The 17,411-nt window shown below is 62.7% G+C and carries 16 protein-coding genes; 14 read left to right on the forward strand and 2 right to left on the reverse strand.

Translation table 11 applies throughout. The features are described from left to right. Window positions 1-8 precede the first annotated feature (8 nt). Window positions 9-701 (reverse strand): tRNA (guanosine(46)-N7)-methyltransferase TrmB, encoded by a 693-nt coding sequence (gene trmB / locus EK23_RS05655; protein WP_045224307.1) that lies wholly within the window; start codon window positions 699-701, stop codon window positions 9-11. A gap of 216 nt (window positions 702-917) precedes the next feature. On the opposite strand from trmB, the gene gyrA reads away from it, so the two are divergent. From gyrA to EK23_RS05725, 14 genes are all read left to right on the forward strand, one after another. Continuing rightward, entirely contained in the window at window positions 918-3,509 is a 2,592-nt protein-coding gene (gene gyrA / locus EK23_RS05660; protein ID WP_045224308.1) for a DNA gyrase subunit A, read from the forward strand. 212 nt (window positions 3,510-3,721) lie between these two features. Continuing rightward, window positions 3,722-4,804 (forward strand): 3-phosphoserine/phosphohydroxythreonine transaminase, encoded by a 1,083-nt coding sequence (serC, locus tag EK23_RS05665; protein WP_045224309.1) that lies wholly within the window; start codon window positions 3,722-3,724, stop codon window positions 4,802-4,804. 9 nt (window positions 4,805-4,813) lie between these two features. Next, window positions 4,814-5,977, forward strand: coding sequence for a phosphoglycerate dehydrogenase (locus EK23_RS05670; RefSeq protein WP_045224310.1), 1,164 nt, complete (start codon window positions 4,814-4,816; stop codon window positions 5,975-5,977). Between the two features lie 30 nt (window positions 5,978-6,007). Then, window positions 6,008-7,093, forward strand: coding sequence for a prephenate dehydratase (gene pheA, locus EK23_RS05675; RefSeq protein ID WP_045224311.1), 1,086 nt, complete (start codon window positions 6,008-6,010; stop codon window positions 7,091-7,093). Between the two features lie 46 nt (window positions 7,094-7,139). Further along, the gene (gene hisC, locus EK23_RS05680) at window positions 7,140-8,255 is read left to right on the forward strand and encodes a histidinol-phosphate transaminase (RefSeq protein ID WP_045224312.1); all 1,116 of its coding nucleotides are present in this window, start codon (window positions 7,140-7,142) and stop codon (window positions 8,253-8,255) included. Beyond that, window positions 8,252-9,121, forward strand: a complete 870-nt coding sequence (locus EK23_RS05685) for a prephenate dehydrogenase (protein ID WP_045224313.1) — start codon at window positions 8,252-8,254, stop codon at window positions 9,119-9,121. Before hisC ends, EK23_RS05685 begins: the two co-directional genes overlap by 4 nt. Before the next feature lie 2 nt (window positions 9,122-9,123). Then, entirely contained in the window at window positions 9,124-10,443 is a 1,320-nt protein-coding gene (gene aroA / locus EK23_RS05690; protein ID WP_045224314.1) for a 3-phosphoshikimate 1-carboxyvinyltransferase, read from the forward strand. 1 nt (window position 10,444) lies between these two features. Beyond that, the gene (gene cmk / locus EK23_RS05695; RefSeq protein WP_045224315.1) at window positions 10,445-11,113 is read left to right on the forward strand and encodes a (d)CMP kinase; all 669 of its coding nucleotides are present in this window, start codon (window positions 10,445-10,447) and stop codon (window positions 11,111-11,113) included. Between the two features lie 131 nt (window positions 11,114-11,244). Continuing rightward, entirely contained in the window at window positions 11,245-12,909 is a 1,665-nt protein-coding gene (gene rpsA, locus EK23_RS05700) for a 30S ribosomal protein S1 (protein WP_045224316.1), read from the forward strand. Window positions 12,910-12,962: 53 nt separating this feature from the next. Continuing rightward, window positions 12,963-13,271: an integration host factor subunit beta gene (locus tag EK23_RS05705; RefSeq protein WP_045224456.1), complete on the forward strand. Its 309-nt coding sequence runs from the start codon at window positions 12,963-12,965 to the stop codon at window positions 13,269-13,271. A 23-nt stretch (window positions 13,272-13,294) separates the two neighbouring features. Next, the gene (locus EK23_RS05710; protein ID WP_045224317.1) at window positions 13,295-13,585 is read left to right on the forward strand and encodes a LapA family protein; all 291 of its coding nucleotides are present in this window, start codon (window positions 13,295-13,297) and stop codon (window positions 13,583-13,585) included. After that, window positions 13,585-14,775, forward strand: coding sequence for a lipopolysaccharide assembly protein LapB (gene lapB / locus EK23_RS05715; protein WP_045224318.1), 1,191 nt, complete (start codon window positions 13,585-13,587; stop codon window positions 14,773-14,775). The genes EK23_RS05710 and lapB overlap by 1 nt, the downstream gene beginning before the upstream one ends. Window positions 14,776-14,904: 129 nt before the next feature. Further along, on the forward strand, window positions 14,905-15,663 hold the full coding sequence (locus tag EK23_RS05720; RefSeq protein WP_200892096.1) for an endo alpha-1,4 polygalactosaminidase: 759 nt from the start codon (window positions 14,905-14,907) through the stop codon (window positions 15,661-15,663). Window positions 15,664-15,705: 42 nt separating this feature from the next. Next, window positions 15,706-16,332: a DUF1638 domain-containing protein gene (locus tag EK23_RS05725; protein ID WP_045224320.1), complete on the forward strand. Its 627-nt coding sequence runs from the start codon at window positions 15,706-15,708 to the stop codon at window positions 16,330-16,332. Here EK23_RS05725 and EK23_RS05730 read toward each other — a convergent pair. Continuing rightward, complete coding sequence (locus tag EK23_RS05730; protein WP_045224321.1) at window positions 16,311-17,408, reverse strand: hypothetical protein; 1,098 nt, start codon at window positions 17,406-17,408, stop codon at window positions 16,311-16,313. The genes EK23_RS05725 and EK23_RS05730 overlap by 22 nt on opposite strands. Between the last annotated feature and the right edge of the window lie 3 nt (window positions 17,409-17,411).

Genomic DNA, 17,411 nt, shown 5'->3' on the forward strand with positions numbered 1-17,411 from the left:
GTCCCTGCTCAGGGGCGCTTTTCGAACAGCAAGTCCCACACCCCGTGACCTAGGCGCTGGCCGCGTGACTCGAATTTGGTGAGCGGACGGTGCGCCGGGCGCTCGCTGAACTGTCTGGCACCCGCCTGGTTTTTCAGGGCCTCACAGCCTTCCAGTACCTCAAGCATCTGCAGCGCATAGTCATGCCAGTCGGTGGCCGCATGCAGCACACCCCCCGTCTTCAGTTTGCGGGCGGCAAGCTCGGTGAACTCCGGATTGATGAGGCGGCGCTTGTGATGCCTTTTCTTGTGCCAAGGGTCCGGAAAGAACACCTGGATACCTGCCAACGAAGCGTCGGGAATGAATTGCTTCAGCACCTCCACCGCGTCGGCGCAGCAGACCCGCACGTTCTTCAGGCCCAGTTCCTCGATGCGCAACAAGGCATGTCCAACACCGGGGCGATGCACTTCGATCCCGAGAAAATTCCGCTCCGGCGTGGCCGCCGCCATCTGCGTCAGGCTTTCCCCATTGCCGAAGCCGATCTCAAGCACCAGAGGTTGGGGCTGCGGAAACAGCAGGGCAGGCGCGCGGCAATCCGCCGGTTCGATGCCGTAGCGGGGCCACAGCAGGTCCAGGGCCTGGCGCTGGGCCTCGGTGATGCGTCCTTGTCGCAGCACGAAGCTGCGGATGGGGCGATGCTGGGCGGAATCGCTTGAAGTCATGGGGCTTGTGTGCTCGGGTCCTTTCAGGGCGCGCATTTTAGCAGATCGAACTGTCGCGCTGCTGCCGATGGCCATAGTCGCAAAACCCTCCAAACGGCGTGGCGTGATATAATCCCGGGCTGGCGCTTCAGAACGAGACAGGCCAACCGAACTGGCCTCGGCGCGTAAACGGAGTAACGTCTTTCCTCGCTTTTATCGCAGAACAACACGGACCTGATGTCTTCTTTCGCCAAAGAAATCATACCAGTCAGCCTCGAAGACGAGATGAAGCAGTCCTATCTGGACTACGCCATGAGCGTCATCGTGGGTCGTGCCTTGCCCGATGCCCGCGATGGGCTGAAACCAGTGCACCGCCGGGTGCTGTACGCCATGCAGGAACTGGGTAACGACTGGAACAAGCCCTATAAGAAATCCGCCCGCGTGGTGGGTGACGTCATCGGTAAATACCACCCCCACGGCGACTCCGCGGTCTACGACACCATCGTGCGCATGGCCCAGCCGTTTTCCCTGCGCTACATGCTGGTCGACGGCCAGGGCAACTTCGGCTCGGTGGATGGCGATCCGCCGGCGGCCATGCGGTACACCGAGGTGCGCATGTCGCGCATCGCCCATGACCTGCTTGCCGATCTGGACAAGGAAACCGTCGATTTCGTCCCCAACTATGACGAGTCCGAGCGGGAACCCTCGGTCCTGCCGACGCGCATCCCCAACCTGCTGATCAACGGCTCTGCCGGCATCGCGGTGGGCATGGCGACCAACATCCCGCCACACAACCTGACCGAAGTCATCAATGCCTGCCTGACCCTGATCGAAAATCCGGGGGCCAGCATCCACGAACTGATGGCCCTGGTGCCCGGGCCGGACTTCCCCACCGCGGGACTGATCAACGGCGCGGCGGGCATACGCGAGGCCTATCTCACCGGACGTGGCCGCATCTACCTGCGCGCCCGCTGCCATTTCGAAGGCGAGGAGGGCGCACGCCAGTCCATCATCGTCAGCGAACTGCCCTACCAGGTAAACAAGGCCAGGCTGCTGGAGAAGATCGCCGAGTTGGTCAAGGACGGCAAGCTAGAGGGCATCTCCGGCCTGCGCGACGAATCCGACAAGGATGGCATGCGCATGGTGATTGAGCTGCGGCGCGGCGAGGTGCCGGACGTGGTGCTCAACAACCTGTACCAGCAGACCCAGATGCAGAGCGTGTTCGGCATCAACATGGTGGCCCTGCTGGACGGCCGCCCGCGCTGCATGAATTTGAAGGAACTGCTAGTCGCCTTCATCGACCACCGCCGCGAGGTGGTGACCCGGCGCACCATCTTCGAACTGCGCAAGGCGCGGGAACGCGCGCACATTTTGGAAGGCCTGGCCGTCGCGCTGGCCAATATCGATGAGATCATCGAGGCCATCAAGACCTCGCCCAGCCCTGCCGAGGCCAAGGCGCGTCTGTTGGGCCGCAGCTGGCAGCCGGGCGTGGTGACCGAACTGCTGGCCCGCGCCGAGGACGAGTGGCGTTCCCGCCCCGATGACCTGGGCCGCGAGTTCGGCCTGGTCGAAGGCGCCTACCGCCTTTCGCCCGCCCAGGCCCAGGCCATCCTGGATCTGCGCCTGCACCGCCTCACCGGGCTGGAGCAGGAGAAAATCATCGCCGAATACAAGGAATTGCTCGGCAAGATCGACGAACTTCTCGCCATCCTGGCCAGCGACGTGCGCCTTCTTGAAGTCATCCGCGACGAACTGGTAGCGGTACGCGACCAGTTTGGCGATGCCCGCCGTACCGAGATCATCACCACACAGTTGGACTTGTGCGCCGAGGATCTGATCACCGAGGAAGACGTGGTGGTGACGGTATCCCACGAGGGTTACGTCAAATCGCAGCCCCTGACCGATTATCGCGCGCAGCGCCGCGGCGGGCGCGGCAAGCAGGCGGCGGCGACGAAGGAAGAGGACTACATCGAGAAGCTGATCGTGGCGAATACCCACGACACCATCCTGTGCTTCTCCAGCGCCGGCAAGGTCTACTGGCTCAAGGTCTACGAACTGCCTGTGGCCAGCCGCACCGCGCGCGGCCGGCCCTTCGTCAACCTGCTTCCGCTGGAGGAAGGAGAAAAGGTCAACGCCATCCTGCCCATCCGCGAGTTTGACGAGGATCATTACATCTTCATGGCCACCACCTCCGGCACGGTGAAGAAGGTGGTGCTGACCGAATTCGAGCGGCCGCGGCCCAGCGGCAAGATCGCCGTGGACCTGCGCGAGGATGATCGCCTGGTGGACGTGGCTATCACCAACGGCACCCAGGATGTGATGCTGTTCAGCAGCGATGGCAAGGTGGTCTGCTTCAACGAGACCGACGTGCGCGCCATGGGGCGCACCGCAACCGGCGTGCGCGGCATGAGCCTGAACGAAGGGCAGAAGGTCATCGCCCTGATCATCGCCAGCGACGGCACGGTGCTCAATATCACCGAGAATGGCTTCGGCAAGCGCACCGCCCTGTCGGAGTTCCCGCGCCACCGCCGTGGCGGCCAGGGTGTGATCGCCATCCAGACCTCGGAGCGCAATGGACAGGTGGTTGCGGCCGTGCTGGTGGATGAGCCTGACGAGATCATGCTGATCACCGACGCCGGCACCCTGGTGCGCACCCGGGTCGCCGAAATCCGCGAACTGGGGCGCAATACCCAGGGCGTCACTGTGATCCGCCTGAGCGAGGGCGAGAAGGTGGTCGGCGTTGATCGCATCGCCAATCTACCCGGTGATGAGAATGGTGGGGAAGGCGAACCAGAGTCCGACGGCGAGCAAGCGGAGCCCATTGAATAAGCGCCCTGTTAAGAATGCCGGGTTCGCCTGTTCGGCCACGCACTCGATTCCGGCACTCGTGAAAGGATATTGAAACAGTCAGAACCCAGAATACGGCCCGTATCGGCGGCAGCGGCGCATGAGCGCCTGCGTGGCGTCGTGTTTGATCCAGCCACCGGGGTTCTTGCCGGGCTGCGGGCCCGCCGATTTGCTTAACCAAACTTGAGGTGACTATGTCCAGGGTCTACAACTTCAGCGCCGGGCCTTCCATGCTGCCCGAGCCGGTGCTGCAACGGGCGCGCGATGAAATGCTGGAGTGGGGCGATACCGGCATGTCGGTGATGGAAATGAGTCACCGCGGCAAAAGCTTCGTCGCCATCGCCGAGAAGGCCGAGGCGGACCTGCGTGAACTGCTGGCGGTGCCGGCCGATTACAAGGTGCTGTTCGTGCAGGGCGGGGCGACCGGCCAGTTTGCCGCCGTCCCCATGAACCTGCTGCGGGGCAAGACCACCGCTTGCTATGTGAGCACCGGACTGTGGTCGGAAAAGGCCATCTCGGAAGCCAAGATGTACTGCCAGGTGGCATTGGCCGCCAGCACCAAGGAGGGCGGCTACACCACCATTCCTGGGCGAGAGACCTGGAATGTGCCCGCCGATGCCGCCTACCTGCACTACACCTCCAACGAGACCATCAACGGCGTGGAGTTCCAGGACATCCCGGACGCGAACGGTTTGCCCCTGGTGTGCGACATGTCCTCGAACATCCTGTCGCGTCCAGTGGATGTCAGCCGCTACGGCCTCATCTACGCCGGAGCCCAGAAGAACATGGGACCTGCCGGCATCGCCGTGGTCATCGTGCGCGAGGATCTGCTGGGCCAGGTGCTGCCGGGAACGCCAGGCATCCTGGATCTGAAAAAACTGTCGGACAACGGCTCCATGCTCAACACGCCGCCCACCTACAATTGGTATCTACTGGGCCTGGTGCTGGAGTGGTTGAAAGGGCAGGGAGGGCTTGCCGCCATGGAACAGGTCAACATCCGCAAGTCGGCCAAGCTGTATGCCGCAATCGACGCCTCGCCGTTCTACTCCAATCCCGTCGAACCGGCATACCGCTCGCGCATGAATGTGCCGTTCCGCCTGGCCAAGGCCGAGCTGGAGAAGACCTTTGCCAGCGAAGCCAAGTCTGCCGGACTGGTGACCCTGGAAGGCCACCGTCAGGTGGGCGGCATGCGCGCCAGCATCTACAACGCCATGCCGGAGGCCGGCGTGGACGCCCTGATCGCCTTCATGGGCGAGTTCGAACGCAAGTACGGCTGAGGATCTGTCATGTACAAGGTATTGACCTACAACAATATTTCCGTCGCAGGTCTGGAACGGCTGCCGCGCGATCGCTACGAGATCGCCTCGGAGATCCAGCACCCGGATGCCATTATGCTGCGTTCCTTCAAGCTGCACGGCGTGCCCATCCCGGATTCGGTGAAATGCGTGGGACGCGCCGGCGCCGGCGTCAACAACATTCCCGTTCCCGACTATTCCAAGCGCGGCATCCCGGTGTTCAATGCGCCGGGGGCCAACGCCAATGCGGTGAAGGAACTGACCATTGCCGGCATGTTGCTGGCCTCGCGCCACATTTGCGCGGCCTGGGACTTCACTCGTGGCCTGAGCGGCGATGACGAGGTGCTGAGCCAGGCGGTGGAAAAAGGCAAGAAGAACTTCGCCGGCATCGAGTTGGCCGGCAAGACCCTGGGCGTCCTGGGCCTTGGCGCCATCGGCGTGCGCGTGGCCAACACCGCCCTGGCCCTGGGGATGAAGGTAGTGGGTTTCGATCCGCTGCTGACCGTGGACAGCGCCTGGCAACTCTCCTCCTCGGTGGAGAAGGCCGCCAGCGTGGACGACCTGGTGAGCAAGGCGGATTTTCTGAGCCTGCATGTACCCCTCAACGACCAGACCCGCCAGATCATCAACGCCGCCCGTATCGGCCTGATGAAGAAAGGCGCGGTGCTGCTCAACTTCTCCCGTGCCGGAATCGCCGATGACGCCAGCCTCGCGCAGGCCCTGGAGGAAGGCAAGCTGGGCGCCTACGTCTGTGATTTCCCCACCGCCAGCCTGATGAACAAGAAGGGCGTGATCCTGCTGCCGCACATCGGCGCCTCCACCGAGGAAGCGGAGGACAACTGCGCGGTGATGGTGGCCGACCAGATCCGCGATTACCTGGAAAATGGCAACATCCGCAATTCGGTGAACTTCCCGGAGGTGATCATGCCGCGCACGGAAGGTTTCCGTCTGGGCGTCGCCAACGAGAACGTGCCGAACATGGTGGGCCAGATCTCCAGCGCCCTGGCCGAGGCCAACCTGAACATTATCGATCTCCTCAACAAATCGCGCGGGGACTACGCCTATACCCTGGTCGACCTCAGCGCGGACGTGCCGGCGGCGACTCTGGAGAAGATCCGCGGCATCAGCGGCGTCCTGACGGCGCGGACTCTCTGAGGCAAAGGCCGGCCGAAAACATCAGAACTCATGGCAGCCGATCCGACCCTCGCGCAGTTGCGCGCACAGATCGACGCGATCGACGATCGCATCCTGGACTTGCTGAACCAGCGGGCGCGCTGCGCCCAGCAGGTGGCGGAGACCAAAACCCGGTCCGGCGAAGACGATTGTTTCTATCGTCCTGAGCGGGAGGCCGAAGTGCTGCGGCGCGTGGCGGCCAACAATCCGGGCCCGCTGTCCCGGGAGGCGGTGGTGCGCTTTTTCCGCGAGGTCATGTCCGAGTGCCTGGCCCTGGAAAAGCCCCTTGCAGTGGCCTTCCTGGGGCCTGAAGGCACGTTTACTCAGCAGGCCGCCTACAAGCATTTCGGCCATGCGGTGCAGGCAGTGCCGCTGCCGGCCATCGACGAGATCTTCCGGGCGGTGGAAAGCGGTAACTGCCAGTTCGGCGTGGTGCCGGTGGAAAACTCCACCGAAGGTGTGATCACACACACCCTGGACAGTTTCGTGCAGTCGCCGCTGCTGATCGCGGGCGAGGTGGTATTGCGCATACACCACAACCTCCTGAGCCGACTGGACGACTTTACGCTGGTACGCAAGGTCTATTCGCACCAGCAGTCCCTCGCGCAGTGCCGGGCCTGGCTGGACCGCTATCTGCCCGGCGCGGAGCGCATTGCGGTAAGCAGCAATGCGGAAGCCGCGCACCTCGCCTCCGGCACTCCCGACAGCGCCGCCATCGCGGGGGAAGTCGCGGCCGGGCTTTACGATCTGGGAATCCTCGAACGCAACATCGAGGACGATCCCAACAACACCACGCGTTTCCTGGTGATCGGACGCAACCCGGTCGGCCCGACCGGATGCGATAAGACCTCGCTGCTGGTGTCCACCAGGAACTATCCGGGGGCGCTGTACAACACCCTGGAACCTTTTGCCCGCTTCCAGCTCAGCATGAGCAAGATCGAATCGCGGCCATCCCGCCGGGGTGCCTGGGATTATGTGTTCTTCATCGACGTGGAAGGGCACCGGGACGACCATCCCCTGGCCGAGGCGCTGAAGGAACTGGAAAAGGACGTGAGCATGCTCAAAATCCTCGGCTCCTATCCCCGTGCCGTCGGCTGATCCTGACTCACTCGGTCCTCCACATTCGCGTAGCCATCAGCCCTCCATGAGCATCGAAGACCTCGCCGTGCCCGGTGTACGCCGGCTCACTCCCTACCAGCCGGGCAAGCCCATCGCCGAACTGGAACGCGAACTCGGCTTGAGCCGGATCGTCAAGCTGGCGTCCAACGAGAACCCCCTGGGCCCGAGTCCCAAGGCCCTGGAAGCCGCCAGGGGGGCTCTGGACGCGTTGCACCTCTATCCCGATGGCGCCGGATTCGAGCTCAAGGCCATCTTGTCGCACAAGCTGGCGGTGGACGCGGCGCAGATTACCCTGGGCAACGGTTCTAACGATGTGCTCGACATGGTGGCGCGCGCGTTCTTGTCTCCGGAGTCGGCTGCCGTGTTCTCGCAGCATGCTTTCGCCGTCTACCCCATTGCCACCCAGGCGGTGGGCGCGACGGCGCGGGTAGCCCCCGCCCATGCTGGCGAGCGCGGTCCCCGCTACGGACATGATCTGACCGCCATGGCGGCATTGAGCGATGAGCAGGTGCGGGTGGTGTTCCTGGCCAATCCCAACAATCCCACCGGCACCCATTTCGGACGCAAAGACCTAGTTGCGTTCCTCAAGGCCCTTCCAGACAACACATTGGTTGTGCTGGACGAAGCCTATTTTGAGTATGTGGACGAACCGAAATACCCGGATGGCATCGCCCTGCTCAAGGACTTCCCTAATCTCATCGTCACCCGCACCTTCTCCAAGGCCTACGGGCTGGCGGGATTGCGGGTGGGCTACGCCGTGTCCAGCCCGGAAATCGCTGATTTCCTGAACCGGGTGCGCCAGCCCTTCAACGTGAATTCCCTGGCGTTGGTCGCCGCCACAGCCGCTCTGGACGATACCGAACATCTGGCCCGCACCGTGAAGCTGAACCGCCGCGGCTTGAAGCAATTGAGCGAGGCCTTCGCCGAGCGCGATCTGCAATTCATTCCCTCCGTGGGGAATTTCATCACCGTCGACGTGGGCCGCGCTGCCGGTCCCGTGTACGATGCCTTGTTGCGGGAAGGCGTGATCGTGCGGCCGGTGGCCAATTATGGCCTGCCCTATCACCTGCGGGTGACGGTGGGAACCGAAACGGAAAACCAGATTTTTCTGGACGCATTGGACCGCGTGCTAAGCCCATGATCCGAAGGCTCTGCATCATCGGTGTCGGTCTGATCGGCGGGTCCGTAGCGCGCGCGGTACGGGCGCGGGGGCTTTGCAGCGAGATCGTCGGAGTCGACCGGGACCCATCGAACCTGGCCCGAGCCGAGGAACTGGGGGTGATCGACCGGGGCTTTCGGTCGGTGGAGGAGGGCGCCGAGGGTTCTGACTGGGTTTTTGTCGCCACGCCAGTCGGGGCGATCGGTTCCGTGCTGGCCGAACTCAAGCTGGCCTGGAACCTAGATGCGATCTATACCGATGCCGGCAGCACCAAGGGCAATATCGTCGCCGCTTTGAACGCCCTGTTTGGTGCGACTCCCCCCAATTTCGTGCCGGGACACCCCATCGCGGGCGCGGAGCGTAGCGGTGTGGAGGCGTCGTCTGAGGCCTTGTATGCGGGCAAGCGGGTCATCCTGACGCCTTTGGCGAACACCGACGCCGGCAAACTCGATTCGGTGGAAGCGTTCTGGAACGCGATCGGCGCCAGGGTGTCGCGTATGGACCCGGATCATCACGACGCCGTCCTGGCCGCCACCAGCCACCTGCCCCATGTCCTGGCCTTCACCCTGGTGCACATGCTAGGCCGCAAGGATGAGCAAGAGGAAATCTTCCAGTACGCCGCCGGCGGATTTCGCGACTTCACCCGCATCGCCTCGAGCGACCCGACCATGTGGCTGGATATCTGCATGGCCAATCGCGAGCAGATCGCGCCCTTGATCCGCCAGTTGCAGCAGGAACTGGAGAGCGTTAACCAGCTATTGTCGCGCGAGGCCTCGGGCGAGCTTCTGAGTTTTTTCATGGATGCGCGCCAGGCGCGGCAACGATTTCTCGATCAATTGGAAAAATGAGCATGAGCCAATCCACCCTCCGTTTCAGGATCGCACCGGGAGGCAGCTTAAACGGCACCGCGCGCGTGCCGGGAGACAAGTCGATCTCCCACCGCTCCATCATGCTGGGCGCCATCGCCGAAGGGACCACCCGGGTAACGGGCTTCCTCCAGGCCGAGGATTGCCTGGCCACCATGAACGCCTTCCGCGCCATGGGTGTGGGCATCGAAGGCCCGGAAGAAGGCCGGGTCACCGTGCACGGCGTCGGATTGCGGGGGCTCAAGGCGCCGTCCGAGCCCCTGTATCTCGGCAACTCCGGCACATCCATGCGCCTTTTGAGCGGCTTGTTGGCGGGCCAGGCCTTCGACACGGTGCTGACCGGCGATGCCTCACTCACCCGCCGTCCCATGCGCCGCGTGACCGAGCCCTTGCGCCGCATGGGCGCCCGCATCGACACCTCGCCCGATGGCACCGCGCCCTTGCGCATTTATGGCAACGCCATGCTGCGCGGCATCCATTACGACATGCCGGTGGCCAGCGCCCAGGTCAAGTCCTGTCTGCTGCTCGCTGGGCTTTATGCCGAGGGCGAGACCAGCGTCACCGAGCCCGCCCCCACCCGGGACCACAGCGAGCGCATGCTGGCCGGTTTCGGCTATCCGGTGCGGCGACAGGGCAGTCGCATCGCCGTGCGCTCCGGAGGCCTGCTGACAGGCTGCGACATCGATGTGCCCAGCGATATTTCCTCGGCCGCGTTTTTCCTGGTGGGCGCATCCATAGCCCCCGGTGCCGACATCACCCTGCGCCATGTGGGCATGAACCCCACGCGTACCGGTGTGATCGACATATTGCGCCTGATGGGGGCGGACATCGAATTACTGAACCTGCACGAGGTGGGCGGAGAGCCGGTGGCGGATCTGCGGGTACGCTCCGCGCCGCTGCGGGGCGCCGCGATCCCGGAAGAATTCGTGCCCCTGGCCATCGATGAATTCCCGGCCCTTTTCATCGCCGCGGCCTGCGCCGAAGGCGAAACCCGTCTGAGCGGGGCGGAGGAACTGCGGGTCAAGGAGAGTGACCGCATCCAGGTGATGGCGGACGGTTTGCAGGTCCTAGGTGTCGACGCCCGGCCCACGCCGGATGGCATGGTGATTCAACCCGGCCCCATGAGCGGCGGCGAAATCGAATCCCACGGCGACCACCGCATCGCCATGTCCTTTGCAATCGCGGCTCTGCGGGCCCGCGGGTCTATCGAGGTGCGCGACTGCGCCAATGTCAACACATCCTTTCCGGGGTTCGTTACGCTAGCCGCGTCTCTGGGATTGGGGATCGAAGCCCTGGAGGATTGACATGGCACAGAACGTCCCCGTGATGACCCTGGATGGGCCCAGCGGCGCGGGCAAAGGCACCGTGAGCCGGGCCATCGCGCAGCGCCTGGGCTGGCATTACCTGGACAGCGGCGCCATTTACCGCGCTCTGGCCATCGCCGCCCTGGACGCCCAACTGGCCCTGGACGATGTGGATGGCATCGTGCGCACCGCCACCGCCATGGACCTGCGTTTCGAGCCGGGCGAACCGCCCCTGGTAATCCTCAATGGCGCCGACGTAAGCCCGCTCCTCGGCCTGGAAGTCACGGGCGACGCGGCTTCCCGGGTGGCTGCCCTGGGGCCGGTGCGCGATGCGCTGCTGCAGAAGCAGCGTGGCTTTCGCAAGGCGCCGGGACTGGTGGCCGATGGCCGTGATATGGGCACCGTGGTCTTCACGGATGCCGGGTGCAAGATTTTTCTTACAGCCAGTGCCGAAGAACGCGCCCTCAGGCGATATAAGCAGTTGAAAGAGAAGGGCGTCGATGTTAGCCTACCCGACTTGACGCGAGAGATCGAGGAAAGGGACCGGCGCGATAGGGAACGCAGCCAGGCCCCCTTGAAGATGGCCGACGATGCGCATCTGGTGGACTCCTCCGCCATGAGCATCGAAGCGGTCATCGCCCGTTGTCTCGAGATACTGCAATCGTGCTGATTCGGGCTTAACGTCAGCGCTTTGCAGGTCAATCGGGTTGCCGGCCACACGCCGCCGGCTTTGTTCAACATATCACAGACGGCTTCGGCTGGCATTGCTTGCCGGTATGAAGCTGAAAAGAAGTACAGTTTATGAGCGAAAGCTTTGCAGAGTTGTTTGAAGAGAGCTTGGCCAAGGCCGAGATGCGTCCGGGTTCCATCGTTTCCGGTACCGTCGTGGACATCGGCCAGGACGTGGTCGTAGTCAACGCCGGCCTCAAGTCCGAGGGCGTTATCCCCAAGTGGCAGTTCCTGAATGCGGACGGGCAGTTGGAAGTCCAGGTGGGCGACCAGGTGGAAGTGGCCCTGGATATGCTGGAGGACGGTCTGGGGGCCACACTCCTGTCCCGTGACAAGGCCCGCAAGCAGAAGGCCTGGGGCGATCTGGAATCGGCCCACGAGCAGAATGAAACCGTGGTCGGACGCATCACCGGCAAGGTTCGCGGCGGCTTCACCGTGGCGATCGGTGCGTTGCGCGCGTTCCTGCCCGGCTCCCTGGTGGATGTGCGTCCAGTGCGCGACACAACCTTCCTGGAAGGCCGCGACCTGGAATTCAAGGTCATCAAGATCGACCAGAAGCGCAACAACGTCGTTCTGTCCCGCCGTGCAGTGGTGGAATCCGAGTACAGCGCGGAGAAAGAGGCGCTGCTGGAAAGCCTGCAGGAAGGCGCCACCGTCACCGGCGTGGTCAAGAACCTCACCGATTACGGCGCGTTCATCGACCTGGGCGGCATCGACGGCCTGCTGCATATCACCGACATGGCCTGGAAGCGCGTGCGTCACCCGTCCGAGACCGTGCAGATTGGCCAGGAAATCCAGGTCAAGGTGCTCAAGTACGACCAGGAGAAGAACCGCGTTTCTTTGGGCCTCAAGCAGCTCGGCGAAGACCCGTGGATGAACATTGCCCGCCGTTATCCGGCCGGCACCCGCTTGTTCGGCAAGGTCAGCAATCTCACCGACTACGGCTGCTTCGTGGAGTTGGAAGAGGGCGTGGAAGGCTTGGTGCATGTGTCCGAGATGGACTGGACCAACAAGAACGTCAATCCGAGCAAAGTGGTCCAGTTGGGCGACGAAGTGGAGGTCATGGTCCTGGATATCGACGAGGACCGCCGCCGCATTTCTCTCGGCATGAAGCAGTGCAGGCAGAACCCGTGGGAAGAGTTCGCCTCCACCCACAAGAAGGGCGACAAGATTGCCGGCAGCATCAAGTCAATCACCGATTTCGGTATCTTTATCGGCCTGGATGGCGGTATCGATGGTTTGGTGCACCTGTCCGACATATCCTGGAGCACCACCGGCGAAGACGCGATCCGCAACTACAAGAAGGGTGACGAGGTGGAAACCGTAATTCTGGCCATCGATCCGGAGCGCGAGCGCATCTCCCTCGGCATCAAGCAGTTGGAGCAGGACCCGTTCCAGAACTGGCTGGCCGCCAACGACAAGGGCGCCATCGTCAAGGGCGTGGTCAAGGAAGTGGACGCCAAGGGCGCCGTCATCACCCTGGCCGACAGCGTGGAAGGCTATCTGCGCGCCTCGGAGATCCAGCGCGACCGTTTGGAAGATGCGCGTACCTCGCTGAGCGTGGGCGATGAGGTCGAAGCCAAGTTCATCGGCGTCGACAAGAAGACCAAGAGCATCAGCCTGTCCATCAAGGCCAAGGATCAGGAGGAAGAGGCCGCGGCCATCAAGGACTACACCTCGCAGCAAGCGGGAACGCCGACCTTGGGCGACATTTTCAAGGAACAGATGGAAAAATAAGATTGAACCATTTTTAGGGGGCAGCAATGCCCCCTCATTGTGTGGAAGCAACGGTGACTAAATCAGAACTTATCGAATTACTGGCCAGGAAGAACGCACATTTGTCGGCGGACGACGTTGAGTCAGCCGTGAAATCGATGATCGAGCACATGAGCCAATCCCTGTCCAGCGGCGAGCGCATCGAAATTCGCGGATTCGGCAGTTTCTCCCTGCATTACCGGCCCCCTCGGGTGGGACGCAATCCTAAAACCGGCGACTCCGTGGAGCTAACCTCCAAGTACGTGCCGCATTTCAAGCCCGGCAAAGAACTTCGTGACCGGGTCAATGCAGCGCGTGCGGCGGAAGACGGCGAAATTTCCTGAAAACGGACAATTTGCGGGCGACGATGATCAAGGCGATTTACGCATTGGTATTTGCGGTCATTTTCCTGATCGCCCTGGCATTTTCCATGAAGAATCTGCAACCGGTGAGCATCAATCTGTTCATCGGAAAAATCAGCATGCCCCTGGCGCTTGCGCTGACCATAGAACTCCTCGCCGGCGTGGCCATCGGTGCTGCTGTCCAGATCATACGGGTTCTCCGCCTCAAGGCCGAGAATAGCCGCCTGAGAAAACAGCTGGCGCTGGCTGAGCACGAGCTCGAAGAACTGCATTCCAACGCTTCCAAAGACGCTTGATGCAGGACTGGCTGTTCCTACTCCTGCCCGTCGCAGCGGCTTCCGGGTGGTTTGCCGCTAAAAACCATTACATCCAGAAAGGCCGGGGCGACCCAGGCCAAGAATTCCGCCAGGCATACTGCCGTGGCCTCAATTACCTGCTGAGCGAGAAGACCGATAAGGCCATCGACACCTTCGCGAGTCTTCTGGAAAGTGACCGCGAAACCATCGAGACCCATATCGCGCTGGGTAACCTGTTCCGCCGCCGTGGCGATCTAGAGCGGGCCATCGAGATCCATGAAAACCTGATTCAAAAAGGGGTGCTGGATACCGAACAGAGGGCCCTGGCACAGTACGAATTGGGCTTGGACTACCTGCGTTCGGGACTTTTTGACCGCGCCGAAATCATTTTTGGCAACCTGATCGACCATCCCGGCCGAGGTCGGGCCGCACTGCAACAGTTGCTGGCCATCTTCCAGCACGAGAAGGAATGGCAGAAAGCGATCGAGTGCACCCGCAAATTGGCGAGGCTCGGCAAACTGCCGCATGGGGAGTCGGTCGCCCAATTTCTTTGCGAACTGGCCGAGGAAGCCCTGGCCGCCCATCGCAATGAAGAGGCCTTCCAGTGGCTCGAACAAGCGCGGGCCGAAGACACAGGATGTGTGCGCGCCAACCTGCTTCTGGCCCGCATGCGCATGCGCGACGGCCTCTACGAGGAGGCTCTGCTGGCGCTGAAGCAAGTTGAGGCGCAGGATCCGGCTTATATCCAGGAGATTCTGGAACCTCTGCAGATATGCTACGAACGCTTGAACAAATCACCCGCCGAACTCATGGGCTATCTGGGCTACGTGTACGAAACCTATGGCCTTGAGAGTGCGGCCCTGGCGCTGGCGCGACAGTTGCGCACCGAGCGCGGCAACGGGCGTGCCATCGAGCATCTGCAGCGGGTGCTGGAAGCCCATCCGTCACTGAAGACCCTGAACGCCATGACCGGGCTCTTGCTGGAAGAGAAGAACGGAGCGCAACGGGAAGCGCTTATTCGCTTGGACCGTGCCATCGACCGGCTTTGCGCGGGTGCCGTGCGTTACCGCTGCAGCCACTGTGGATTCAGCGGCAACGAACTGCACTGGCGCTGCCCTTCCTGTCGTCATTGGGTTGCGATGCGGCCGGTCACCGCCGGGCGGAGCGGTTCAGCGTCCGGCTTTCAGTGACGCGTTTGAACTGACAGGCTGCGCCAACGCGCCGAACGGCGTAGCATGGGGGCATTCCACTCAGATCGTCGGTGCGCGATGATGAGACCGCTTTCGAGATTTTTCCAGTGCCTCTTCCGGCTGGTGTTGTTGGCTGTCGCATCCGCGGCATACACGGCGCAAGCCCGTGCGGACACCTGGCAACCGGAGCCTGGAACGACCTGGAATTGGCAGTTACAGGGCGCGGTAGCCACGGACATCGACGTTCAAGTGTATGACATCGACTTGTTCGAAGCACCCACATCGCTCATCGACCAGTTGCATGGACTGGGGCGCAAAGTCATCTGTTATTTCAACGCCGGCGCCTTCGAGAACTGGCGGCCGGATGCTTCGGCCTTTCCCAGGCAACTCAAGGGCCGGGAACTGGAGGGATGGCCGGGCGAGCGGTGGCTGGACATACGCAAGCTGAAGCGGCTGGCGCCCATCATGCAGGCACGACTGGATATGGCTGTTGCAAAGGGCTGCGACGGGGTCGAGCCGGATAACCTGGATGGCTATCAGAACAGGAGCGGTTTCCGGCTGAAGCCGCGCCATCAGCTCGCCTACAACAGGGCCCTCGCGGCATGGGCGCACCAGCGCGGCCTGTCCATCGGACTCAAGAACGATCTGGCTCAGGTTCGGCAGTTGCTGAGCCACTTTGATTGGGCACTCAATGAGCAATGCTTCGCCTACAACGAATGCGACTTGCTGGCGCCGTTCATTCAGGCGCAAAAGGCTGTCTTTAGCGTTGAGTACGAGGGCGACCCTGCCGAATTCTGTCCCAGGGCCAAGGCGGCCGGATTTTCCACCCTTCTGCTCCCGCTGGCCTTGGACGGCAGTTCCCGTGTCGATTGCCTGGCCCTATTCTGAAGAGGGCCAGGTGAACGTGCCCGCCGATATCATCGTGCCGCCATGACCGGCAAGCTGTGCCTGCTGACCTGCAGTAACTTTCGACAGGAACTCGAAGCGGCCATCGCCGCCGAAGGCTGGCGCCTGGTCGAGGTCGGGGCCTTTCCCGCGCGCTGCGGCAGGCCACCGGTCAGCTGGGAGTCCCTCCGCGCCGCCTTGCCTCGGGACTGCGAAATGGCCGTAGCGTTGGGACGGTCTTGCCTATCCGAGTTACGGCAGGCCGTTCCTGCGGCGATGCCGCCGCTGCAGCTTTTGCCCCAGGAGCAGTGCTTTCATCTGGTGGCTCCGGTTGACGTGGTCGATGCGGCCATCACCCGCGGCGCCTATCTGATGACGCCGGCCTGGTTGCGTCACTGGCCTGCGCGACTGGCGGAGATGGGCTTCGCCGACGAGGACCTACGGGCGTTTTTTAACGAGTTCGCGTCCAAGCTGATACTGTTGGACACCGGGATCGACCCCGAAGCGCCTGACCATCTGCAAGCGATGGGGGCGCACTTGGGCCTCCCGGTCGAGCGGATCGAAATAGGGCTGGCGCACACTCGCACGCGCTTGCGCGCCATCATTGATTCCTGGGAACGGCAGGGATCGTCGCCGGCGGCATCCGACATTCAAGCAGACGCCAATTCATAGATTCGGCGCGCCGCAAGGCCGGCGCCGCCTCTGCCCAGGCGTTCAGCCGGCTCAGGGGCGGTAAGGGCATGCTCCAGGGCAAGGCGCAGGTCTCCCGCATACAAATCGGATGACGGAATATGGCGGTTCCGGAGATAACGCCGGATGGCATCTACCAGCACCTCATATTCGGCGAAATCGGTGCGGTCCGCATAGATCAGCGGTTTCCCATTGGCTATGCAGTCCGAGACGATGCCGAACCCGGGCTTGGACACGACCACGTCCACCGAGGCCACCACGTCGGAAAAGGAATATCTTGCGGGTTCCACGGCGTGCAGGCCGGTATCCGGCCAGTCGAAGGGACGCACCACAAAGAATTCGTAATCCTGAAGCGCCTGCAGTTTGCGCAGGGCGCCGGGCTCCCAATGCAGGGAAGTGAAAGACAGCAGCACCCAGCGCTTTTCCAGGGACGCGCCAAAGTCGCGCGCGAGTTCAGCCCGTCGCGAACGGCCGGGCTCAGCCAGCAAGGGAACATCCTCGATCCGCAGAAATGCGCCGGTATCGCAGGGGAAAGGCAGGCGCAGCAGCAGGTCCGCCTGGCGGTAGCAGCCTTGAAAATGCTCAATGACAGGCTGCCAGCGCGGGTCGCGCGCGGCGAATTCCGCGTAGATCCAGTCCCAGGAGAAGTTGCCAATGGCGATGGCTGAAATGCCCGCGCGCTTTGCCGCCGCCAGAGGAATGCCGGGAATGTCGGCGACCACGGCGCGAATGCCGTTTCGGCACAGATAGTCCTGCTCGCCCAGGACCAATTCTTCTGCTCGGTGGCAGAGATCCAGGGTGGCGGCCAGCGTCGCCTCCACGTCGGTGCGGATGGCATCCTTCTGAACCATGCCCACGTCAAAGCTGGCATTCCGGATGGTATCGAACGGGCTCAGCACGTGGCCCAGTCTGGCCTGGAAAAAGGCTGCCGGCAGTCCGCTGACGATATGCACCGGATGCTCGGGATGCTGCCTCTTGTATGCGCGGATGATGTCGCTGGACCTGACGCCGTGGCCGAAGCCATGGGCGGTGATATAAAAGGCAATGGGGGCCGTCACGGT

This window comes from Methyloterricola oryzae (assembly GCF_000934725.1).
Lineage (GTDB): Bacteria > Pseudomonadota > Gammaproteobacteria > Methylococcales > Methylococcaceae > Methyloterricola > Methyloterricola oryzae.